General features: G+C 67.3%; 27 protein-coding genes and 3 tRNA genes. 5 read left to right on the forward strand and 25 right to left on the reverse strand.

Annotated elements, in window-relative coordinates:
• Positions 1 to 169: 169 nt before the first annotated feature.
• The 15 genes from GOALK_RS10055 to GOALK_RS10115 form a co-directional block, all read right to left on the reverse strand.
• Complete coding sequence (locus GOALK_RS10055) at positions 170 to 490, reverse strand: hypothetical protein (protein ID WP_006358700.1); 321 nt, start codon at positions 488 to 490, stop codon at positions 170 to 172.
• A 296-nt stretch (positions 491 to 786) separates the two neighbouring features.
• A complete protein-coding gene (locus tag GOALK_RS10060; RefSeq protein WP_040004108.1) occupies positions 787 to 1,131 on the reverse strand; it encodes a hypothetical protein in 345 nt (114 codons plus the stop codon).
• 252 nt (positions 1,132 to 1,383) lie between these two features.
• The gene (locus tag GOALK_RS10065) at positions 1,384 to 1,935 is read right to left on the reverse strand and encodes a hypothetical protein (protein WP_006358702.1); all 552 of its coding nucleotides are present in this window, start codon (positions 1,933 to 1,935) and stop codon (positions 1,384 to 1,386) included.
• A 10-nt stretch (positions 1,936 to 1,945) separates the two neighbouring features.
• Positions 1,946 to 2,851, reverse strand: coding sequence for a major capsid protein (locus tag GOALK_RS10070; RefSeq protein WP_006358703.1), 906 nt, complete (start codon positions 2,849 to 2,851; stop codon positions 1,946 to 1,948).
• 13 nt (positions 2,852 to 2,864) lie between these two features.
• Positions 2,865 to 3,242 carry a capsid cement protein gene (locus tag GOALK_RS10075; protein ID WP_006358704.1) on the reverse strand — a complete coding sequence of 126 codons (378 nt, stop codon included), beginning with the start codon at positions 3,240 to 3,242 and terminating at the stop codon, positions 2,865 to 2,867.
• 14 nt (positions 3,243 to 3,256) lie between these two features.
• On the reverse strand, positions 3,257 to 3,871 hold the full coding sequence (locus tag GOALK_RS10080; RefSeq protein WP_006358705.1) for a hypothetical protein: 615 nt from the start codon (positions 3,869 to 3,871) through the stop codon (positions 3,257 to 3,259).
• Positions 3,762 to 4,154, reverse strand: a complete 393-nt coding sequence (locus GOALK_RS23435) for a helix-turn-helix domain-containing protein (RefSeq protein WP_006358706.1) — start codon at positions 4,152 to 4,154, stop codon at positions 3,762 to 3,764. The genes GOALK_RS10080 and GOALK_RS23435 overlap by 110 nt, the downstream gene beginning before the upstream one ends.
• Positions 4,151 to 4,438: a hypothetical protein gene (locus GOALK_RS10085; RefSeq protein WP_040004109.1), complete on the reverse strand. Its 288-nt coding sequence runs from the start codon at positions 4,436 to 4,438 to the stop codon at positions 4,151 to 4,153. Before GOALK_RS10085 ends, GOALK_RS23435 begins: the two co-directional genes overlap by 4 nt.
• A complete protein-coding gene (locus tag GOALK_RS10090; RefSeq protein WP_006358708.1) occupies positions 4,435 to 4,758 on the reverse strand; it encodes a WhiB family transcriptional regulator in 324 nt (107 codons plus the stop codon). Before GOALK_RS10090 ends, GOALK_RS10085 begins: the two co-directional genes overlap by 4 nt.
• On the reverse strand, positions 4,755 to 6,248 hold the full coding sequence (locus GOALK_RS10095; RefSeq protein WP_006358709.1) for an AAA family ATPase: 1,494 nt from the start codon (positions 6,246 to 6,248) through the stop codon (positions 4,755 to 4,757). Before GOALK_RS10095 ends, GOALK_RS10090 begins: the two co-directional genes overlap by 4 nt.
• On the reverse strand, positions 6,245 to 6,571 hold the full coding sequence (locus GOALK_RS10100; RefSeq protein WP_006358710.1) for a DUF2742 domain-containing protein: 327 nt from the start codon (positions 6,569 to 6,571) through the stop codon (positions 6,245 to 6,247). Before GOALK_RS10100 ends, GOALK_RS10095 begins: the two co-directional genes overlap by 4 nt.
• Positions 6,572 to 7,135, reverse strand: coding sequence for a hypothetical protein (locus GOALK_RS10105; protein ID WP_006358711.1), 564 nt, complete (start codon positions 7,133 to 7,135; stop codon positions 6,572 to 6,574).
• A complete protein-coding gene (locus GOALK_RS23885) occupies positions 7,132 to 7,347 on the reverse strand; it encodes a hypothetical protein (RefSeq protein ID WP_006358712.1) in 216 nt (71 codons plus the stop codon). The genes GOALK_RS10105 and GOALK_RS23885 overlap by 4 nt, the downstream gene beginning before the upstream one ends.
• A gap of 1 nt (position 7,348) precedes the next feature.
• Entirely contained in the window at positions 7,349 to 7,795 is a 447-nt protein-coding gene (locus GOALK_RS10110) for a hypothetical protein (RefSeq protein ID WP_006358713.1), read from the reverse strand.
• Positions 7,795 to 7,986, reverse strand: a complete 192-nt coding sequence (locus GOALK_RS10115) for a helix-turn-helix domain-containing protein (RefSeq protein ID WP_006358714.1) — start codon at positions 7,984 to 7,986, stop codon at positions 7,795 to 7,797. The genes GOALK_RS10110 and GOALK_RS10115 overlap by 1 nt, the downstream gene beginning before the upstream one ends.
• A gap of 106 nt (positions 7,987 to 8,092) precedes the next feature.
• On the opposite strand from GOALK_RS10115, the gene GOALK_RS10120 reads away from it, so the two are divergent.
• Positions 8,093 to 8,605, forward strand: a complete 513-nt coding sequence (locus GOALK_RS10120; RefSeq protein ID WP_050918677.1) for a helix-turn-helix domain-containing protein — start codon at positions 8,093 to 8,095, stop codon at positions 8,603 to 8,605.
• Complete coding sequence (locus GOALK_RS10125) at positions 8,592 to 9,749, forward strand: site-specific integrase (RefSeq protein ID WP_006358716.1); 1,158 nt, start codon at positions 8,592 to 8,594, stop codon at positions 9,747 to 9,749. The genes GOALK_RS10120 and GOALK_RS10125 overlap by 14 nt, the downstream gene beginning before the upstream one ends.
• Positions 9,750 to 9,792: 43 nt before the next feature.
• Here the strand turns inward: GOALK_RS10125 and GOALK_RS10130 are convergent.
• The 5 genes from GOALK_RS10130 to GOALK_RS10150 form a co-directional block, all read right to left on the reverse strand.
• A tRNA-Ser gene (locus GOALK_RS10130) sits at positions 9,793 to 9,883 on the reverse strand.
• Between the two features lie 77 nt (positions 9,884 to 9,960).
• Positions 9,961 to 10,170: a CsbD family protein gene (locus tag GOALK_RS10135; protein WP_006358717.1), complete on the reverse strand. Its 210-nt coding sequence runs from the start codon at positions 10,168 to 10,170 to the stop codon at positions 9,961 to 9,963.
• A gap of 169 nt (positions 10,171 to 10,339) precedes the next feature.
• Positions 10,340 to 10,609 carry a hypothetical protein gene (locus GOALK_RS10140; RefSeq protein ID WP_006358718.1) on the reverse strand — a complete coding sequence of 90 codons (270 nt, stop codon included), beginning with the start codon at positions 10,607 to 10,609 and terminating at the stop codon, positions 10,340 to 10,342.
• 121 nt (positions 10,610 to 10,730) lie between these two features.
• Positions 10,731 to 11,195 carry a nucleoside deaminase gene (locus tag GOALK_RS10145; protein ID WP_006358719.1) on the reverse strand — a complete coding sequence of 155 codons (465 nt, stop codon included), beginning with the start codon at positions 11,193 to 11,195 and terminating at the stop codon, positions 10,731 to 10,733.
• A 10-nt stretch (positions 11,196 to 11,205) separates the two neighbouring features.
• Positions 11,206 to 11,748, reverse strand: a complete 543-nt coding sequence (locus GOALK_RS10150; protein WP_006358720.1) for a tRNA adenosine deaminase-associated protein — start codon at positions 11,746 to 11,748, stop codon at positions 11,206 to 11,208.
• 79 nt (positions 11,749 to 11,827) lie between these two features.
• On the opposite strand from GOALK_RS10150, the gene GOALK_RS10155 reads away from it, so the two are divergent.
• The gene (locus GOALK_RS10155; protein ID WP_006358721.1) at positions 11,828 to 12,802 is read left to right on the forward strand and encodes a prephenate dehydrogenase; all 975 of its coding nucleotides are present in this window, start codon (positions 11,828 to 11,830) and stop codon (positions 12,800 to 12,802) included.
• Here the strand turns inward: GOALK_RS10155 and GOALK_RS10160 are convergent, their stop codons facing one another.
• Together GOALK_RS10160 and GOALK_RS10165 are read right to left on the reverse strand one after the other, a co-directional pair.
• The gene (locus GOALK_RS10160; protein ID WP_006358722.1) at positions 12,803 to 13,453 is read right to left on the reverse strand and encodes a putative glycolipid-binding domain-containing protein; all 651 of its coding nucleotides are present in this window, start codon (positions 13,451 to 13,453) and stop codon (positions 12,803 to 12,805) included. It abuts the gene before it with no gap.
• 51 nt (positions 13,454 to 13,504) lie between these two features.
• On the reverse strand, positions 13,505 to 14,251 hold the full coding sequence (locus tag GOALK_RS10165) for a hypothetical protein (RefSeq protein WP_040004111.1): 747 nt from the start codon (positions 14,249 to 14,251) through the stop codon (positions 13,505 to 13,507).
• A gap of 487 nt (positions 14,252 to 14,738) precedes the next feature.
• Here GOALK_RS10165 and helR point away from each other — a divergent pair, with 487 nt between their 5' ends.
• Positions 14,739 to 16,919: an RNA polymerase recycling motor ATPase HelR gene (gene helR, locus GOALK_RS10170; protein WP_081474335.1), complete on the forward strand. Its 2,181-nt coding sequence runs from the start codon at positions 14,739 to 14,741 to the stop codon at positions 16,917 to 16,919.
• A gap of 61 nt (positions 16,920 to 16,980) precedes the next feature.
• Here the strand turns inward: helR and GOALK_RS10175 are convergent.
• A tRNA-Arg gene (locus GOALK_RS10175) sits at positions 16,981 to 17,053 on the reverse strand.
• A 36-nt stretch (positions 17,054 to 17,089) separates the two neighbouring features.
• Positions 17,090 to 17,181 (reverse strand) — tRNA-Ser (locus GOALK_RS10180).
• 117 nt (positions 17,182 to 17,298) lie between these two features.
• Between GOALK_RS10180 and hisC the strand changes: the two genes are divergently transcribed.
• Entirely contained in the window at positions 17,299 to 18,366 is a 1,068-nt protein-coding gene (gene hisC / locus GOALK_RS10185; RefSeq protein WP_006358725.1) for a histidinol-phosphate transaminase, read from the forward strand.
• On the opposite strand, the gene GOALK_RS10190 is transcribed toward hisC, so the two are convergent.
• Complete coding sequence (locus GOALK_RS10190; RefSeq protein ID WP_232283158.1) at positions 18,363 to 19,316, reverse strand: alpha/beta hydrolase; 954 nt, start codon at positions 19,314 to 19,316, stop codon at positions 18,363 to 18,365. The two genes, hisC and GOALK_RS10190, sit on opposite strands and share 4 nt — an antisense overlap.
• Positions 19,317 to 19,522 lie beyond the last annotated feature (206 nt).

The following is a 19,522-nucleotide window of genomic DNA, read 5'->3' on the forward strand; positions in this document are numbered from 1 at the left end:
AATCGATAGGGGGTCATTCCTGGCGGTGGCGGAGGGATTTGAACCCTAATCGATCCACCAGTTCAGACCCCGAAACTGGCTCTCACCAGGCTTTACAGGTCATGCTATGTCACCGCAAATCAATGCGAATCGTGGGCAAGTGTGGGCAGAAGGTGGGCACGCTCGCCTGTCAGCCGGCATTGTCCCCGCTTCCATCAAGGGGCAGGCCGAGCTGGTGGCGCGCACGGATCAGGAGGCGGCGTTCGACGTAGTCCTCGTGGTCGTCAGGTGTCACATAACCGTTCGGGTACTGCAGCACGATCGGGACTCCCGGAGCAATCCACAACGCGATCTGCGTGTCGTCGCCACCACCGCCGATCCGATACAGATGGCTGCCGCCGAGCCGGTCCAGCCCGTCGATGATGTCTTCGATCTCCTCGAGTGCCCGGAGCGGAAGCGTGTACAGCTGGCCCGCGTAGTGCACATTCCCGTGAGTTAGGTCGCTCGCCATTCGTGTCTCCTCCAGTTGGTGTGAATCGACGCACCGCGAGGTTATCGGGACGCAACGACATCGACCGAGCAATGCTCATATGCGCGGTGCGATATCGTCCCCGAGTTCCCACCACTCCGATACGCCGAAAACCGTTGCGATGCAACCCGATTGCCGCACTCAAAAGCCCTGCAGGGCAACATGATTCACCAGCATGAGCCTGGTCGCCCCGTTCGCTCGAGCCCGCCGTAAAAAAACTCCTAACTACCTCGGCAGTCAGGGACCCCGGGGGGGTCGGATATTTCGGGCCGGGGGTCCTACCAGGGCCAGTTCATGATGCGGAGGTCTTCGGGTTCGTCGGTGGCGGGTGGTGTGGAGTGTCCGGTGAGTGCGGGTCTGAGGTGGTCGCGGGTGCCGTTGCCGCGTTCGCGGTTGCAGGTCATGTGGAGGAGGCGGTCGGCGGTGCGGCCGCCTTGGCTGCGGGCGATGGTGTGGTCGGCTTCGAGGGGTGCGTGGTCGAAGTTGTCGTCGGGTTGTCGGTACATGGGGCGATCGCACCACCAGCAGGGTGTTCCGTTGCGGTGGCGGTTGAGCAGGCGGGTGCGGGTCTGTTGGTGGTGCCAGCCGAGGCCGCGGCTGGTGGTGGTTTGGCGTCTGGTCATTGCGTGTCCCTTCGCGTGTGGTGTGACGACGGAGACCCCCGGTGGTCCGCTGGAGCACGGGTTGCCGGGGGTCTCGTCTTCGGTGGTAAGGGGTGGTGGTGTGCGGTGCTGGCCCCGGTCCATTGGGGTCCGGTCGTCGCTGGCCAGGTCTGCCGCGCCGGCCGCTCACTGGAGGAGCGAGTGGTTCGGCCGGGTAACCTCCGCCCCTTTTCTCCCTCCCCGCGGGGTGGGTACCTCGTGGGGCCACCGAGGTCAGCGGAACCAGGTGCTACCGGGTTCGGAGTTGCTGAGGTCTTGGTTGTCGACGCCGTGGCCGATCTCTTTCATGGGGATGGCTGTCTCGTCGGGGATCTTGGCGAGCACGGTTTCCATGCCGGGGTCGTGTTCGAGGAGGGTGCGCCAGTGGTCGGAGCGGCCTCGGGTGATTGCACCGCGTTTGATCGCGGCGAGGATGACCTGTTCGCGGTGTTGTTCGGCGGCGGCGAGCTTGACCTGTGCGCCTTCGGCGGCGGCCGTCTTGAGGGCGTCGGCGGTGGCCTCGTCCATGACGACGAGTCCTCGGCGTCCTGCTGCGGCTGCGATCGCTGCGGGTGCGCCGTCGGTGGCGGCTTCGTCGGTGACGAGGTCGGTGACGGTGGTCAGGACGGTGTCGAAGGTGGCGTCGGAGGTGAGTCCGAGTGCACCGAGGAGGGATGCCCACTCTTCGCCGTCGATCTCTGGCGGGTCGACGGGTTCGACGGCCTGATCGGCCGGCGGTGGGGTGGCCGGCGCGGCGGCTTTGCGGGTCTTGGTCTTGGGAGCCATGCTCGTCTCCTTACGGGGTGGCGGTGCCGGTGATGCGGCGGGCGGCGCGCGCGAAGTTGGGTGCGAACGCCGGGACCGCGAACACCTGGATGGTGACGGTTCGGTTGATCTCGTTCTGGATGATGCGAGTGGTCAGCGGCTCTTCGAATTGGATGACGCCGCACTCTCCGGCCTGGACGACGAGCGCGGTGCCGGGGGTGGCTCGCGGGTTGCTGACCATGGTGAGTCCGAACGATGCGAGGACATCAGTCAGGTCGGAGCCGTACACGGTGCGAAGCACAGCGGCCTGCTCGGGATGCACGATGAGGGTGTCGCCGATGACACCGAGCTCGTCCAGCTCGAAGGACATGAGCGCCTTCGCGAACGACGCGGTGGGCCGGCTGATCGGGTCGGTGGGCGTCGCGCCGTCGAGCTGCACTGTGTCCCATGCGGCGTTGGCGAGGACGTCGAGCTCCGACCCGATGCGCGTCATCTCTGTGTTCAGAGTCTCGAACGCCCGGCGGTCGAGTTTCATCGCGACGTCGTTGGCGAGCTGGGTGACGCACTGATCGAGGAAGGGCAGGTCGTTGCGTTTGATCGCCTCTTCGGGAATCTCCTGTGTCCCGCCGTAGTCCTCGACCTTTGACAGCTGAGGCTCCGGCGAGACGGCCTGGAGTTGCGGGTACTCGGCTCCGGGGCTGCGTGGGCCGATGTCGCCGGATGCGAACTGGTCGGCCTTCTGCAGGGAGGCCCACAGGACGCCGCCACCGACGACCGGCTGGCCGATGGTGTGGAACAGCCACGGCGCGATGAGCTGCTTGTCGGTGAGTTGCGCAACCCGGGCGGTGATTCGGGTCGGGTTCTTCAGGAACGCGTCGACAGTGAGGCTCGAACCGGTCAGGGTCGGCAGGAGCATGGATGTGGTGGGCGTGGGCACGGGTGGTCTCCTTCTAGAGCTGGACTTCGACGAGGCCGCCGCTGGCGGCGCCGGTGAGGGCGTAGCCGACGACCGGATTGGCGCCGGCCGGGACGACGACACCACCGGCGCCGGCGGCGACGCGGGTGCCGGCGGTGATGGTGGCACCGGCGACGACGCGGACGATGCCGGTGCAGGCGATGGCGACAAGGTCACCCGCGGCCGGCGCGTCGGCCCAGGCGACACCGAGGACGGTCGGCGCGGACGCGGACGCGTGTTCGGCGACGAGCGCACCTGGTGCGCTGGTGGCGTCGACGACGACGAGGTGCCCGGCGTCGATGGGGGTCTTCGCGGTGACGGTGACGTTGTCGCCGTTGGCGTACGCGCGCGGCGTGTACTGGACAGTTCCCACTGTGTTCTCCTGTGCTAGATGATGTTTCGGGCTCTGCGAGTGCGGCGAGCTTTAGCGGCGGTGACGGCCGATTGAGCGGTGCGGGTGCCGCGGGAGGCGGCGACGAACTCGCGGAGTTCGGCGAGGTTGCCGATCGCGGGTGCGGTGGCGCCGAGCAGCGCGAGCCCGGTCAGCACGAACGGCCAGACGCGGCCGTCGGCGTCGGTGTAGCCGACGACGCCTTCGAGGCTGCGGTTCGGCCAGCTCGTCGGCATCGCGTCGGCGAGCCAGCGCGGCACACCGGCGAGGTCTCCGACGAGGACCGGGCCGTTGACGCGGAGGTGGTCGACCCACCCGACCGAGGGGGCGCCGTCGAACCGGGGGTCTTCGTGTCCGAGTTTCAGGACCGGGCGGTGGATGACGCCGGCGGCGAGTGCTGCGACCGCGGAGGCGAAGTCGTCGGCGGTGAAAGTGGCTGGGCCGGTGGACGCTTCGAATGATCCGACGCGCGCGACCTCGACACTCGGGATGGTGACGCGTTCAGCCGGCGCGGCGTTCGGCGCGTGCGACGACGTCGGCAGCGGCCACGACCCACCGGCCGTTGAGCTGATAGGCGGTGAGCTGACCGCGTCGAATGAGCTGGCGAACACCCGCAGGGGTGATGCCGAGGAGTTGCCCGGCTTCGCGTGTGTCGACGAGGTCATGCACCGAAGGTGGCTCCTCGACGACCTCCCCTGACGCGTCTGTGGCGTCTGCGGAACGGTTGTGTTCGGCCAAACTGGATGCGACGGAACGGATAAGGCGGATGAACGACTCTGCGGCCGGTGACGGGGTCCATCCGCCGGCCGCGCACCTCCGCACCAGCGAGAACAGGAGCGCGTCGAGGAATGCGACTTCGTTCGGGTCGAGCTGCAGGCCGTCGGGGCGTCTCATCGGTCGTCGACAGCCCCGGAGGTGACGGCCAGGAAGTCGAGCAACGCGGTCGGGGTGTCGTCCGGTGCTACCGGTAGTCGGCCCCAGGCCCACGCCATCGCGGCAACGGCGACGTAGGGGTCGGTGTCCTCGAGGGCGTTGACGAAGTCGCCGAGGGCGGCGGTTCGGCCGGCGACGTCCCTCGCGTGGGTGTGGACGGCCAGTTGGGCGGCTGCACGTTGGGCGCGAATCTCGGCGCGCGTCACCGCGGCGGGTCGTTCGATGGGCGGTTCGTGAGCGGTCATCGTTCGGTGGTTCCTTTCTTGCGGCCGGGGAGGTTCGGGCGGCGTCCGCCGACGACCATCGCGGCGAGATGTCGGTCGGGTTGGTCGTTGATCCACGTGCGGCAGTCGGCCCGGACGGGACACCGACCGCAAACCGCGACCGCGCGCTCCTGGCGGGCCTTCGCCGCGTCGAAAGACTCGGTGCGCTCGCGCGGTAGCCAGCCATCGAACAGGCGCGGATCCGCATCGACACACGCCGCGCCGGACAGGTTCGGCTGACCGGCGAGGACCTCCGACAGAAGACTCACAACGCCGGGTTCCAAGGTCTTCGCGTGACTCACGCTGTCTCCTTTCTGTGCGCACGGACACACTTCGATTTGCTGGTGTGGAAGCCGTCGCGGATGTCGTCGCCGTAGATCAGCTGCTCGTCACAGTGAGGGCACATGCGGATCTCGCCGCGCTTGGCGTCGCCGTTGTGGACCACGCGCAACTGACGCTCGGCCTGGCGGTCGGGGGCACGGTGTGCGGGGTCTGCACAGTCTTCGCAGGCGTCGGTGGCGGCGGTCTGGGGCAGAGTGATGTTGCACATCCGGCAGGCGGTCGGGCGAGCGGTGACCGGCTCTGTACCGACACTGTTCTGGGGGTTGTCGCTACTGGGGTTTTCGCCAGTAGCGACAACAGTAGCGACATCGCGTATCCGCTGGTCAGGCCCAGTAGCGACAGTAGCGACACTCGCAGAGGTGATAGGGGTGTCGCTACTGTCGGCTGAGGGGGTCGTGTCGCTACTGATCACCTCGCCGTCGACAATGTCGACGAGCTTCCAGAACGCTTTCCGGGGGAAGCCCTTGGACACCGATACAACGCGCGAGCCCTTGGCCCGGATCGACCGCTCGATCGTGCGGACGCTGGTGCACAGCTCCTTGACCCCGAGGCGCTTGATCGTCGCGGCGTCGGTCTCCCCGTTCTCCTCGAGGTAGTCCTCGACCCACCGGAGCGCCGCGCTCCGGTCGTCCTGATCGTCGTCGGCGAGAGACGACCGACGTGCCTCATCGACGCTCGTTTCGACGTCGCCGGTGAACACGACCCGCCCGACTTCGGTGATGGCGTGCTCGGGTAGCTCGATCGATTCGAACCGGTAGCCGATGGAGCGCGGCGCCGGCGAGAGGTTGCCCTTGACGTCGGAGATGACGCCCTCGGTCTCGGCGTCCTCGCGATGGAAGACGAGCACCTGACGCGGAACGTCGGTCCATTCCGATGCACCCTTCACCGAGTCGCGGGCCTTGCGCTCGGCATCCTTCCCCAGATGGGCGATACCGAGGACCACCGCGTTAAGACGGCCGGCCATACGCTGGATCGGCTCGAGGAACGCCCGCACGTCGTCACCTGAGTTCGCGCTCATCCTCGACGACTTGAACGAGGTGAGCGCGTCGAAGACCAGGAACCGGCAACCCAGCTCGACAAGCCCCTCCTCGAGGCGGTCGAGGTCCCGGGGCAGTTGCAGGGAGGTCTCACTGAGTTCGCCGTCGTCCATGCGGATCCCGACGTCGAGAAACTTGACCAGGTCGATGTCGGCGTTGGCTGCGAGGAGCTTCGGCACGATGTGCATCGACCGGTCCTCTTCGGAGTGCAGCCAGGCGACGACCTCGCCGCGGTTGGTGGCCTCAGCCGCCCAGGCGGCGCAAGTGGTCGACTTGCCGGCGTTCCCGCGACCGGCGGCCACCGTGAGACAACCCCGCGGGATCAGGTGCCGCTCCCACCAGTCGACCTGTACCGGCGTCACCTCAGACCCACTGGTCCAGGTGAAGACCCGCGGGTCGGTGGGCTCGCTCATGCAGTTCTCCTCGGTATGTGCGCACCGGTGCGCAGGGCAATGTCTCTGTTTCTGATGCGACGGGCGACTGCAGTCCAGTCGGCCGCCTCGACCACTTCGACGGCCGCGGCCTTCTCGGCGTCACGACTCGCGTGCAGTTGCGCGATCTCTTCCTCGAGGCACCACCGAGACCCGGCGATGAGCAGCGCGGTGATCTTGGCGGGGTCGTTGTCGTCGAGCGCACACCACTCCGGGGTGCCGGCGACGATTGTGGTGGTGCGGCCACCCAGGACCCGGCCCACGAAGGCGTGGACCGGATCCCAGGTGACGGCGTACTCGGACACCTACGGAGTCACCGCCAGGTCACATGCAGCGGTGATGACCTCCGCGAGACGTCGCGCCTCGTCGAGCGTCATGTTCGTTCCGTGCCAGGTCCACTCGCCGTCGATGATCTTGCAAAGCGTGATCCCGACCAGGTCGTCGCCCAACCCCGAACGTTTGGCCGCCACCTCGAACCGTGACGGCAGAGTCGATCCATCACGGTGCTCGCTGAACAAGTTGTGCGCCAACGGAATCGCGACCGACTCCGACCGATAGGCGGACGCCCACACTGCCTTGCGGATGGAGTCACGTTCGACGGGCGCCCACGAGGGACGCGGGATCGGTGACAGCTTCGTCAGATCGTCGTCGGGGTCCACATACAGCTGGGCTTCGCTGCGCTGCACGAGGTCCTGCCACGCGACCGATGTCGGGTCGCTGCCGCACCGGGCGTGCTCACGGTTCCACTGCTCGACTGTCTCGGCGACATCCGGCCCGTCCAGGCCGAGGACCTGCACCTCCGCGCCGCACTCCTCGCATGTGAGGACCGACGACGCATGTGTGGCCTTAGGCAGAGGGATTGCGCTCACCGCACACCCCCGATTGTCTGCGCGGTGATGCGCTTTTCGTCGACGTCGCCGATAAGGTCAGCCAGGTCGAGCAGATCGCTGATGTCCTCGGGCTCGATGACGCCCAGGGCCTCGTGGAGCAGGTCGACGATGAGGTCGTCGTCTTCGGCCAGCGGGGTGATCATCGGACCGACAGGGACTGTGGCCTGTCGGCGTCGGGGTGTACGGTTCATATCAGTTCTCCTCTTTGGTGGGGGTAGGAACTTCGCCCTCGGACGGTGTTGGCGCACCGCCGGGGCCTTTCTTCTGTCCGAGCTGTGTTGCCCGGAGGTCTTCGGTGAGCGCGTCGGCTCGGTCTTCGAGGTCGTGGATGAAGTGCGCGAGGTTGTCCCGGGTCTGGCCCTCGGTGAGGCCCTCCCATACCCGCCAGTTGTGAGCGATCCGCTGCTCGAGACGCTCGAGCGCTTCGGTACGGATGAGGTCTTCGCCCGAGCAGCGACCGGCCTCGATCGCATCGAACATGCCGCCGAGGTCCATCCCGCTCGGGTCGTCCAGCTCGATGTTCGACGAGTCGACAGGCGTCGGTTCGATCCGCTCCGACGGTCGGGTGAAGCGCCGCATCCCGGGCTCTTCGGCCCCGAGGCCGAGGTCTCCGTGCGATTCGAGATCGGCGTACCGCATCACGCCGCACCCGGATTCACGGTGTTCGCCGCGAGGTAGGCGTCGACGTCGGCCCATCTGTAGAGGACCTTGCGGCCATGCTTGGTGTACGGGAGTCCACGGCCGAGGTAACGGTCTTGGGCGAGAGCGGCGGCGGTGGTGTGTAGATAGTCAGCGACCTCGCTCGGCGTCGCGAGTTCGTGTTCGGGCATTCTCTCTCGATTCGTTGTTGTGGTTTCCTACCCAAGGTGTTTGGGTTATGTTCAATCAGTACAGCACACCTCGACTGTTGACAAGTGCCGAACTACTGTTTCGATCATGGCAACAAGACGAGTCGAGATAGGTCCCACCGGAGACACCGTTCGACGGAACATCGCCCGGACACGTCAAGATCAGCGACTCACGCTCCGGCAGTTGGCGGACCTGCTCGCAGAAACGGACAGGCCGATGAGCTACACCACGCTCAGTCAGATCGAGAACGGAGCGCGTCGTGTCGACGTCGATGACTTGATGAGCCTTGCTGTGGCGCTGAATGTTTCACCGATTGTCCTGCTGACCGATAGGACGAAGAGCGGCAGCGAGACCGTAACGGCAACCGGGCTCGGGGACGTCGAGGCCCGGGACCTCTGGGACTGGTTGCGCGCCGAGCGGTTCCCCATCACGAAACGGCTCGCCGAATCTCCGGTCGCCGATCCCGATGCGGACCTGGGGTGGATCCTCGGCCGGCCGAATTGGGTGAACGGCATCGCGGATCAGGCTCAGATCGACGAGATTCGCAATCTCTCGCACCAGTTGCAGCGAATCGTGAGGCGCTTCGATGGCGACGATTAGCGCGTACTCGACGAAGTCTGGCCGGCGGTACCGAGTCCGGTACCGAACGCCGGACCATCGGCAGACCGACAAGCGTGGGTTCACGACGAAGCGTGAGGCGGAGGCGTTCGCCGCGACCGTCGAGGTGCAGAAGCTCACCGGGAACTACATCGCGCCTACTCTCGGGCGGATCACGGTCGCCGAGTTGGCGCCGGACTGGTTGCGCCGCAAGGAATCCGATGTCGCACCGTCGAACTACCGAACCCTTGAGTCAGCGTGGCGTATTCACGTCGAGCCGAAGTGGGGGCATCGTCGCGTCGCCGACGTCGAGCTGGGCGAGGTCGAGCGGTGGATCGCTGAGATGGGCCGCACGGTGACCGATCGTGACGGCACGGTGATCACAAAGGGGGCCGGCGCCACCACGGTCCTGCGGGCGTACGGCGTGCTGGCCGGGGTCCTGGACGACGCGGTGAAGTCGCGGCGCCTCGCCGCCAACCCTGCGCGCGGTGTCGAGAATCTGCCGAAGAAGGACCGCAAACGGCACGTGTACCTCTCGGCCGCCGATGTCGACCGACTGGCGACGGAGGCGAAGACGAACCGGGTCCTGGTGCTCGTGCTCGCCTACTGCGGTCTGCGGTGGGGTGAGCTGGTCGCGCTACGGGTCCGCGACGTCGAGTTCCTACGACGCCGGCTGACAGTCCACGACAACGCGGTTCAGCTCGGCGTCGACCACGCCGTCGGCCGCACGAAGTCGCGCAAGACCCGATCGGTGCCGGTCCCCCAGTTCATCCTGGACGAGCTGTCGGCTCACTGCCGAGGGAAGGCCCTCGACGATCTGGTGTTCCCGGGTCCGGGTGGCGGCTACCTCGCGAGGCCGAAGTCGACCCGCGGTTGGTTCGCCGGCGCGGTGAAACGCGCGAAGGTCCAGACGATCACCCCGCACGACCTCCGGCACACGACGGCGAGCCTGGCGGTGTCGGCGGGCGTCAACGTCCTCGCGCTCGCTCGGATGCTCGGGCACACGTCGGCGAAGGTCACTCTCGACGTGTACGCCGATCTCTTCGACGACGACCTCGACGCCGTCGCGGTCACTCTCAATCAGCGGTACTCGCCGCAGAGTGTGGGCAAAGTGTGGGCAGACGGCACCTCGGACACCACGCCGTAGACAGCAAAACACCCCCTCACCTGGAAAGATGAGGGGGTGTTTCTGGCGGTGGCGGAGGGATTTGAACCCTCGGTACGGGGTTACCGCACACAGCATTTCGAGTGCTGCACCTTCGGCCGCTCGGACACGCCACCGCGAAAGACTGTACCGCAGCAGGGCGTTGAGTCTTAAATCAGCTGGTCAGAGCCATAAAACCGGGTGCAGCGGACAATCAGTGGCCGGTGAGCTTGTCCTTGACGTCGTCGATCTTGCCCTTGACGGCGTCGGCGGCCTCGGTGATCTTCTGCTTGCCCTGGGCGTGGGCCTGATCGCCCTTGCCCTCGTTCTTCAGACTCTGATCGTCGGTGAGGCTGCCGGCGGCTTCCTTGCCACGGCCCTTCAACTCTTCGGCCTTGTTCTTGGCGTCGTCAGTGGTTCCCATGAAGCCTCCTCGGTGAGGTTCGGCGCGGCCTGGTGCCGGCCGAGGTGGAAGAACTCGGCGACCTCACGCGCCGGTGGCTCGACGCGGGCGTCGCTCGAAGGAGCTGACTCCTGGTTCCCACCGTGCCACAGACATTCCCCGGCCTGCAGAACCGCAGGTCAGAGGACGATCATCGGTTGTTGAACTTCTGGGCGACCTCGGTGATCTTGTCTTTGGCCGTGGTCACGGCCTCCTGGACCTTCTCGTTTTCGGCGAGTTCGCTCAGCTTGTCCTTGGCGGTGCCGAGCGCATCCTGGACCTGCTTGCTCTCGACGAACTCGTCGATCTTGTCGCGGGCGGTGCCCAGTGCTTCCTGCACCTTGCCGCTCTCGGCCAGTTCGTTGATCTTGGACTTGGCGGTGTCGAAGGCTGCGGTGACCTTGTCGGCCGGGTCGGACATGGCTTCTCCTCGAGGATCTGGTCGGTACCAGTCCAATCTGCCAGAGCAGCACAGCGCCGACCATCGGTCGCGACCCTGAGATCCCACCGATCTTTTTGTCTCCGGCCCCTGACAGCCGCCCTCAGCGCTCGCGCTTCGTCGCGAAAAAGTCGACCATCAGCGCCCGGCACTCGTCCTCGAGTACCCCGCCCTTCACCTGGGGGCGGTGGGTGAGTCGCGGGTCCCGCACGACGTCCCACAGGGACCCGACCGCCCCGGTCTTGGGCTCCCATGCCCCGAACACGAGTGCGTCGACGCGCGAGAGCGTGATGGCACCGGCGCACATCGTGCACGGTTCGACGGTCACCGCGATCGTGCAGCCGGGGAGTCGCCAGCCGTCACCGAACGCCTGGGCGGCGGCGCGCAGGGCGAGAACCTCGGCATGAGCGGTCGGGTCACCGTCGGCTTCCCGGCGGTTGGCCGCGCGCGCGAGTTCGACGCCCTCGGGGTCGAAGACCACGGCACCGATCGGGACGTCGTCGGTACCCGACAAGGATGCGGCGTCGAGCGCCGCGCGGACCATGTTCTCCCAGGCGGGGGCGCTCATCAGGAGCCGGTCAGTGTCCGAGCGAGTCGAGAACCTTGCCCAGTTCGTCGGCGAAGCCGAGTCGGGCGGCGATCATGCCGAGCTGTTCGTCGGCGTAGAGGTCGGTGTCGCCGACGATGATGCTCATGACCGCGTCGGGCAGGCCCAGGTCGGCGAGGACCGCCAGGTCTCCCTCTTCCCACGGGTCGACGGTGTCGAGCTCGTCCGGGTCGATGTCGGGGACGTCGAGGTTCAGGGCGTCGAGGACATCGGCCGCGACGTCGTAGTCGATCGCCGCGGTCGCGTCGGAGAGCAGCAGACGAGCACCCGTCGGCGCGGGACGAATGACGATGAAGAACTCGTCGTCGACGTCGAGCAGTCCGAAGACCGCACCGGCGGAACGGAGCTCGCGGAGTTGCCTCTCGGCGTCCTCGAGATCGGAGAGCGCCGACGGCTTGAGCGCAGAGACCTTCCATCCGCTCTCGTCACGGACCACCGCGACGGCGAAACCGTCGATGTCGTCGTCCACGTCCTGCGCGTTCGACCCCGACTTCCCAAATCCGGCACCGGCCATGGGAGAAACCGTAGCCGCTATCACCGGCAGTCCCAAGTCCCGGGACAAGCAGCGATCAAGGTATGGGAACGTTGTCGGCGTGACTGCTGACTCGTCGTCCTCGCGTTCTGTGCCCACGACGCCGGTGTGCGTGCTGGGTCTGGGTCTGATCGGCGGCTCGCTGCTGCGCGTCCTGCACGACGCCGGCCACGAGACGTTCGGCTACAACCGCTCGTCGGCGACCGTCGAGGCAGCGACCGCCGACGGGTACCAGGCGTCGACAGATCTCGTCGCCACCCTGCGCCGGGCGGCCGAGACGGGTGCCGTCGTGGTGCTGGCGACGCCGGTCACGACCATCGAGCCGATCCTCTCGGCCATCGCCGAACATGCGCCCGGCGCGTTGCTGACCGACGTGATCAGCGTCAAGCAGGAAGTGGAGAAGGTGATCGCGCGGGCGCATCCCGGTGCGCGGTACGTCGGCGGCCATCCGATGGCCGGGACGAGCCGGTCGGGTTGGTCGGCAACCGATCCGACGCTGTTCCAGGGGGCGATGTGGGCGGTCACCACGACCGATCACACCGACGCCGACGACTGGCTGGCCGTCGCGTCGATCGCCCGCATGGCGGGTTCGCGGGTCGTGCCGGTGGCGCCCGACGCACATGACCGTGCCGTTGCCGCGATCTCGCACATGCCGCATCTGACGGCGGCCGCGACCGCGGCTGTGGGTGCCGGCGAGAGCGACCTGGCCCTGCGTCTGGCCGCCGGCAGTTTCCGCGACGGCACCCGGGTAGCCGGTACCGCGCCCGCGCTGCAGCGGGCGATGATCGAGGCCAACAGCATCGCCGTCCTGAATGTGCTCAGCGAGACCATCGACCGGCTCATCGCCGCGCGCGACGAGCTGCGCGACCACGGGACCGCGGAGATCCTGGTCGACGACGGGCATCGCGCACGCGTCGCATACGAGCGACTGCACGATGGCGAGCCGGAGCCGATCAGCGGGGTGACCATCGGTGAGCCGGGCTGGCAGGAGGAACTCCGCCGCCAGGCGCACCAGGGCAGGGTCTGGGTGGGTTAGCTAGACCCGTCGGGCGAGTCCCGGGTAGTCGGTGACGAACCCGTTGTCATCGAGCGTGAGGGTCGTGGTGGCCAGTGGCGACACGAGGTCGATGCCCTTCGCGGTGGCGGTGTAGGACATCGTGGCCGCCTTGACCTCGCCGCTCGGCAGGTACATGTACACGACCGGGACGTCGACGGCCCCGTCTGCCTCGGTCAATGCCTTGCGGCGCAGCGGAAGCGCGTTGAACATCGGCGAGAGGGCGAGGTCGACGTCTTCGGCACCGTCGAAGTCCGACCGGATGATCTCGCCGTCGGGGCGCCGGATGAGCCAGGTGCCCTCGTTGTCGCGGGTGATGCCGAACTGGGTCTCCCCCGCTTCGCAGATGAGGTGCACAGTGAGGCGTTTGGTGACGCCGGACTCCGTGGTCTGCAATTCGTACGACGCTGAGAAGGCCTCATGGTCGTCGGTCTTGGCGGCGATGATCCGGCCGTAGGCCTTCATGCGCGTGCCGGAGACGACCAGGCGCACCTGTTCGAGTCGATCGGTGTCCTCACCACGCCACGTCAGCACTGTCTTGAACTCGTCCGTGGTGGCGGAGGACTGCCCGCTCTCGGGGGCTGTCTGCGGGGAACTCACACGTCTACGGTAGCGAGCCGACGGACCGATCACACATCGGACGTGCTGGTCACTCCACCGAGTGGACGACCGTGGAGACGCCGGTCAGGCGATACAGGAGGCGGTGCGTCGGGCCGACGACGCCGTCACGGTGTCCTCCACGACCACCTCGCCGTCGACGGTGATCGAGCACTTGGCGCCGCTCCCCGTCCCGGCGATCACGAGCAGGCGCAACGGATTGTCGCTGCCGGTGAACTCGACACTCCACGGATTCGACGGCGCGAACTCCGACCGCAGGCCCATCGAGTCGACGTAGAGGATGGTCGCCTGGCCGTCGATGGCGACCTCGTAGGTCACCGGCTTGTCCTGCGGGTTGACGCGCTCATCGGGTCCGCCGGGCGCCGACCGGCCGGGACCGTCGGGGGTCAGCCGCGGCGGCTCGAACGTGCGGGGAAGCGGGACCGTGTCGATCGTGGTGGGCGGGTCGGCGAGCGGCGGCTCGGTGGGCTCGTTCCGGAATATGCCGCTGAACCCGATGATCGCCACCGCCACCAGCACGACGAGTCCGAGACAGACGATGAGCGACGTCGTGGACACCTTCGGGATGCGGGACTCGTCGTCCGCCCCGGCTGTCGACTCGGCGGCGGCCCGACCCTCTTCGCGTTCGGCCTGCTCGGCGATCCGGAGTTCGGTGTTCGTCGGCTGGCCAGGCGTGAACAGGGCGGTGCCGTCCGGGGCGTAGCCGAGCGGCGGGTACAGCTGCGGCGACGCGGATGTCTGCGTATACGGATCGTTGCCGTGATCCCGCGGGTCGCGGGCGTCGCGGTTCGGCCCGCCGTACGGCTGTCCCATCGTCGGCCTCCGGTCGAAGTGTCGTCTGTCTTCGACCTTACGGCGGGTCGCGATGGTAGTGACCCCGCGCGGTCCGGAAATACAGGTCGCTTGGGGTTCGATCCGACGCGGATCCGGTTGACCAAATGAAATCGGCTGCTTCTCGAAATGACTTCCCACGCGCGGACAGCCGGCCTCTGGGGGTCGAGGCGTCCTCGACCGATGCCGCGCTGCCGCCCCTACCCCCAGTATCTGGGGGCGGCAGCCCCCTGACAGGCCCCGCCGAAATAGTTCACCGAGTGAACTGATGCCACCTTCACACAACTGGAAACAGCGTGCAACAGATGGGCGCCGGCGCGTCGTCATCCGTGACCCGCTCGGTGTCCGAAAGTTTTTCCCTCTTCACCATAAGCGCTGGACGGGGCCTTGCCGCAAGACCCCCTACCGGGTGCAGAATCGCCTTCCCACCTGCCGGAAGTCCTACCCGCATCGCACCATCGGAGCCGCCTTGTCCGTGCCGTCCGCCCCGCTCGCCCCTGAACCCAGCACTGTCTTCGACCTGCCGCCCAGGCTGTCCGTCAAGGCTGACCCCGCTCTCATCGCCGACGACGAGCGACACTTCGCCTCGATCGCCACGAGCCTCGCCGAGAGCATCGCCGACGCGAACTCCCGGATCGCGGCGCTTCGCCGATCCGATGGCGGCGGCGGACGTCGAGCCCTGGATCGGGATCTGGAGATTCACGAGACCCTGTCCCGCGTGCGGGCTCTGAAACGCTTCGACCTCGAGGCTTGCCTGGGGCGCATCGTCGGCGCCGACGGTGAGGTGCTCTACATCGGCCGGCTCGGTCTCACCGATGCCGCCGGCCAAACCCTTCTCGTCGACTGGCGTACACCCGTGGCGGCACCTTTCTTCGCCGCGACCCTGCGTGATCCCGCAGGACTGGTCAGTCGACGCCGCTACCGTTGGACGCAAGGGCGGATCACCGACTACTGGGATGAGGTCTTTGTCGACGACCCGGCTGCTCTTGATCGTCACGCAGCTCTCGACGACCAGTCGGCGTTCATCGCCGACCTGGGCGCCGTCCGTTCGCCGCGGATGCGGGACGTGCTGGGCACTATCGCCGCCGATCAGGACGCGATCATCCGTGCCGGCTCCCACGGCGCGCTGGTCGTCGACGGCGGCCCCGGGACGGGCAAGACGGTGGTGGCCCTCCATCGGGCGGCCTATCTCGTCTACGCCGACCCTCGACTCGCCGGTAACCGCGGAGGGCTCCTCATCGTCGGTCCGCATCGCCCGTACCTCGCCTACGTCGCCGATGTGCTGCCGAGCCTCGGCGAGGAGAGCGTGCAGACGTGCACGCTCTCCGATCTCGTCGTCGAAGGGGATTCGGCGACAACGGAATCCGACGATCGCGTGGCACGACTGAAGTCGTCGGCGCGGATGGTCGGGGCTGTCGAGCCGGCGGTGGAGTTCTACGAGCAACCACCGACGACGCCGCTTGTCGTCGAAACGCCCTGGGCCGAAGTCACTCTCACTGCATCGGATTGGACCGAGGCGTTCGATGTGCCCGAGCCCGGCACGCCGCACAACGACGGCCGGGACGAGGTGTGGGAGGAACTCGTCTCGATCATCGCCTCGAAGCACGACGACGATGTTCCCTTCGGCGCACTGCGGCGTGCGCTCGCCACCGACCACGAGCTCACGTCGGCGTTCAATCGCGCGTGGCCGGTTCTGCAACCGGCGGACATCGTCGGCGATCTGTGGTCGGTGCCCGCCTATCTGCGCCGGTGTGCGCCGTGGCTGACACCTGACGAGGTGCGTGCCCTACAGCGCGACATCCCCGACGCCTGGACCGACGCCGACCTCCCGCTGCTCGACGCTGCGCGACGCAGGGTCGGGGACCCCGAAGCCGCCCTGCGCAGACGCCACCGTCGGGCGACCGTCGCGGCCGAGCGCGATCGCATGAACCAGGTGGTCGACGACCTGATCGCAGCCGGGGTGCACGACGACGGCGAGGGCCTCATGACCATGCTCCGCGGGGAGGATCTGCGCAACGCGCTCGACGACGGCGTCGTGGCCGACACCGGCACCGCGGACCCGCTGGCCGGACCATTCGCGCACATCGTCGTCGACGAGGCGCAGGAGCTGACCGACGCGCAGTGGCAGATGCTCCTCGACCGCTGCCCGTCGACGAGCTTCACGGTGGTCGGCGACCGTGCACAAGCCCGTCACGGATTCACCGAGTCGTGGTCGGAGAGGTTGCGGCGGGTCGGGTTCGGCGACGTCGCCCTGGCGGGGCTGACCATCAACTACCGCACGCCCGAGGAGATCATGGGCGCCGCGGAACCGGTCATCCGCGCCGCGCTGCCCGACGCCAACGTCCCGACCTCGGTACGCCGCACCGGCTTGCCCGTCCGTTACGGACGACGATCCGAGCTCGCGGGGGTCGTCGACGAATGGTTGTCCGCGCATGACGAAGGACTGGTCTGCGTCATCGGCGACCCGGGCTTCGCCGAGAACGAGCGGGTCCGGTCGTTGACCCCGACCCTCGCCAAGGGGCTCGAGTTCGATCTCGTGGTGCTCGTCGATCCGGAGTCGTTCGGCGAGGGGATCGAAGGTGCCGTGGATCGGTATGTGGCGATGACGCGGGCGACGAACGAATTGGTGGTGCTCACCACAGACACGTAGATCACGTTCGTCGCCGACGAATGAACCCGCCACCGGGAGCCGGTGGCGGGTTCATTTTCTGTGCGCCCGTAGGGATTCGAACCCCAAACCTTCTGATCCGTAGTCAGATGCTCTATCCGTTGAGCTACGGGCGCGTGTTATTCAGTTGTACCGCCGTCGGCCGACTGCGGTGGCGGAGGCGAGAGGATTTGAACCTCCGGTCCCGTTTTAGCGAGACAACTCATTAGCAGTGAGTCCCATTCGGCCGCTCTGGCACGCCTCCTTGGCGGAGTCCTTTCGAACTGCCGGACGAAAGATTACACACCCGCCGCGTCCACAAGCAAACCGTTTGGTCAGAGCCGGTTTTTGCCCCTCTGACGGGTCGGCCTACATTGGTCTGGTGAGCCTGCGAATCCGCCCCGATCTCGACACCCTTCCCGTCTACGTTCCGGGCAAGACGTTTCCCGGGGCCGTGAAGCTCGCGAGCAACGAGGTCACCGAGGGTCCGTTGCCGAGCGTCGTCGACGCCATCGCCGCAGCCGCGGCCGGAGTCAACCGCTACCCCGACAACGGCATCGTCGAACTCACCGCAGCGCTCGCGAAGAAACTCGGCGTCACCGAGGACGAGGTCCAGGTGGGCTGCGGATCGGTGATCCTCTGCCAGAACCTCATCACCATCACCAGCGGCCCCGGCGACGAGGTGGTCTTCGGCTGGCGGTCGTTCGAGACCTACCCGCTGGCCACGCGTGTGGCGGGGGCGACGCCGGTGCAGGTGCCGCTTACCGGCGACCTCACCTACGACCTCGACGCGATGGCTGCGGCTGTCACCGACCGGACCCGGTTGATGTTCGTGTGCAATCCGAACAACCCGACCGGCACCGTCGTCGAGGCGGCCGACCTCCGCGCGTTCCTGCAGCAGGTGCCGTCGGACATCCTCGTCGTGCTCGACGAGGCGTACTTCGAGTACCTGCGCCTGCCGGAGAGCCAGGCCTACGACGCACTCGAACTGCGTCGCGAGTTCCCGAATCTCGTGATCTTGCGCACCTTCTCCAAGGCGTACGGCCTCGCCGGTCTCCGCGTCGGTTACGCGATCGCCGACCCCGAGGTCATCACTGCGCTCGGCAAGGTCCACGTGCCCTTCTCGGTGAGCAGCGTCGCCCAGGCGGCCGCGCTCGCGAGCCTCGAGGCCGCGGACGAGCTCGTCGCACGGACCGACGCCGTGGTCGCCGAACGTGCCCGCGTGACCGAGCGGCTACGGGCCGCCGGCTACCGAGTGCCCGAATCGCAAGCGAACTTCGTCTGGCTCGATCTGGGCGACGCGGCGATGGAGTTCGCGCGGGCCGGCGTCGACGCCGGTGTGGTGATCCGACCGTTCGACGGTGACGGTGTGCGCGTGACCGTCACCAACGCCGTCGAAGGTGACGTCTTCTTGGCGTTCGCCGAGAACTGGGGCGGACCCCGCGCCTAGAGACCGCGCGCGATGGTCGGCCACGCGACCTCGAGGTCGCGCTCCCAGTAACCCCAGGTGTGGGTACCGATGAGCCGGAAGCCGTCGGTGTACGGGATGCGTGCGGCGCGCAGGGTGACCGCGAACTCGAGGGAGCAGCGGTAGGCGCCCAGTTCGAGCGCGGACGACGAAGCCGTCACGACGTCGCGGGTGCCCTCTTCGGGGTCGATCCGGCGCTGCAGGTCCAGGGGACCGATGGCCCCGGACCCGGCGGAGAGGAAGATGTTCTTCCCGCGGAGTTTGTCCAGATGGTGAGTCGGGTCGTGAGCGCGCCATCCGGCCGAGCCGAACGGTCCCCACATGTTGGTCGCGTCGCCGCCGTCACGGCCGACCGTCGAGCGCACATACGCCTCGTTGAACGGCCCCGACACCGGCGGACAGCCGCTGAGCGACGCGACGCCGGTGTACATCGCCGGGTTCCGGACGGTGAGCGCGAACGCCGCCTGCCCGCCCATCGACAGACCGATGATCGCGTTGCGCCCGTTGCCGTTGAACCGCTCGTCGACGAGCGGGGGCAGCTCCTTGGTCAGGAATGTCTCCCACATGGGCTTGCCGAGCTTCGCGTCGCGCTTCTTCCAGTCGGTGTAGAAGGTGCCCGACGCCCCGGCGGGAAGTACTACGTTGACGTTCTTGTCGGCGAAGAACCGGCCGGCGCGACCCTTGGTGATCCAGTCGCTGACGTCCTTGTAGTTGCCGGCACCGTCGAGCATGTACACCGTCGATCGCGGACCCGTCGCCCCCGGCGGGGTCAGGACGGACACGCGGATGCGGTCCTTCATGGCCGGGGAGTACACCCATACATCGGTGCGCAGGGCACTCATCTTCACGGTCTTGGCGATACGTGCGACGGGTTTCGGCTCGGTCGTCCGCGGTGCCGCGTGGGCCACCACCGGGGTCAATGCAGCCGTCATCAGCACACTGGCAAGGCCCGCGATCAAGCGCCTCGAAATCACGTCAAACTCCCTACCCGGCAAAACCCCGACCGCACCGGAAGTCACCGTTCGTCATGTAACTGCACCGCACCGGACAACCGGACACGTGGCGGACATCTAGACTGTCAGACTACCTGCTGGTCGGCAGGGCGAGACGCCGCGGAAGTGGCCGATCCGATACCAAT

This window comes from Gordonia alkanivorans NBRC 16433 (assembly GCF_000225505.1).
In the GTDB taxonomy this organism is placed as follows: Bacteria; Actinomycetota; Actinomycetes; order Mycobacteriales; family Mycobacteriaceae; genus Gordonia; species Gordonia alkanivorans.

Coding starts and splice junctions, on each gene's coding strand:
- GOALK_RS10055 (WP_006358700.1), bottom strand. CDS start 490: ATGGCGAGCGACCTAACTCACGGGAATGTGCACTACGCGGGCCAGCTG.
- GOALK_RS10140 (WP_006358718.1), bottom strand. CDS start 10,609: ATGTCCGACCCGGCCGACAAGGTCACCGCAGCCTTCGACACCGCCAAG.
- GOALK_RS10125 (WP_006358716.1), top strand. CDS start 8,592: ATGGCGACGATTAGCGCGTACTCGACGAAGTCTGGCCGGCGGTACCGA.
- GOALK_RS10190 (WP_232283158.1), bottom strand. CDS start 19,316: ATGACGGCTGCATTGACCCCGGTGGTGGCCCACGCGGCACCGCGGACG.
- GOALK_RS10085 (WP_040004109.1), bottom strand. CDS start 4,438: ATGACCGCTCACGAACCGCCCATCGAACGACCCGCCGCGGTGACGCGC.
- GOALK_RS10115 (WP_006358714.1), bottom strand. CDS start 7,986: ATGCCCGAACACGAACTCGCGACGCCGAGCGAGGTCGCTGACTATCTA.
- GOALK_RS10065 (WP_006358702.1), bottom strand. CDS start 1,935: ATGGCTCCCAAGACCAAGACCCGCAAAGCCGCCGCGCCGGCCACCCCA.
- GOALK_RS10095 (WP_006358709.1), bottom strand. CDS start 6,248: ATGAGCGAGCCCACCGACCCGCGGGTCTTCACCTGGACCAGTGGGTCT.
- GOALK_RS10110 (WP_006358713.1), bottom strand. CDS start 7,795: ATGCGGTACGCCGATCTCGAATCGCACGGAGACCTCGGCCTCGGGGCC.
- GOALK_RS10060 (WP_040004108.1), bottom strand. CDS start 1,131: ATGACCAGACGCCAAACCACCACCAGCCGCGGCCTCGGCTGGCACCAC.
- GOALK_RS10145 (WP_006358719.1), bottom strand. CDS start 11,195: ATGAGCGCCCCCGCCTGGGAGAACATGGTCCGCGCGGCGCTCGACGCC.
- GOALK_RS10150 (WP_006358720.1), bottom strand. CDS start 11,748: ATGGCCGGTGCCGGATTTGGGAAGTCGGGGTCGAACGCGCAGGACGTG.
- GOALK_RS23435 (WP_006358706.1), bottom strand. CDS start 4,154: ATGAGACGCCCCGACGGCCTGCAGCTCGACCCGAACGAAGTCGCATTC.
- GOALK_RS10135 (WP_006358717.1), bottom strand. CDS start 10,170: ATGGGAACCACTGACGACGCCAAGAACAAGGCCGAAGAGTTGAAGGGC.
- GOALK_RS23885 (WP_006358712.1), bottom strand. CDS start 7,347: ATGAACCGTACACCCCGACGCCGACAGGCCACAGTCCCTGTCGGTCCG.
- GOALK_RS10165 (WP_040004111.1), bottom strand. CDS start 14,251: ATGGGACAGCCGTACGGCGGGCCGAACCGCGACGCCCGCGACCCGCGG.
- GOALK_RS10120 (WP_050918677.1), top strand. CDS start 8,093: ATGGCAACAAGACGAGTCGAGATAGGTCCCACCGGAGACACCGTTCGA.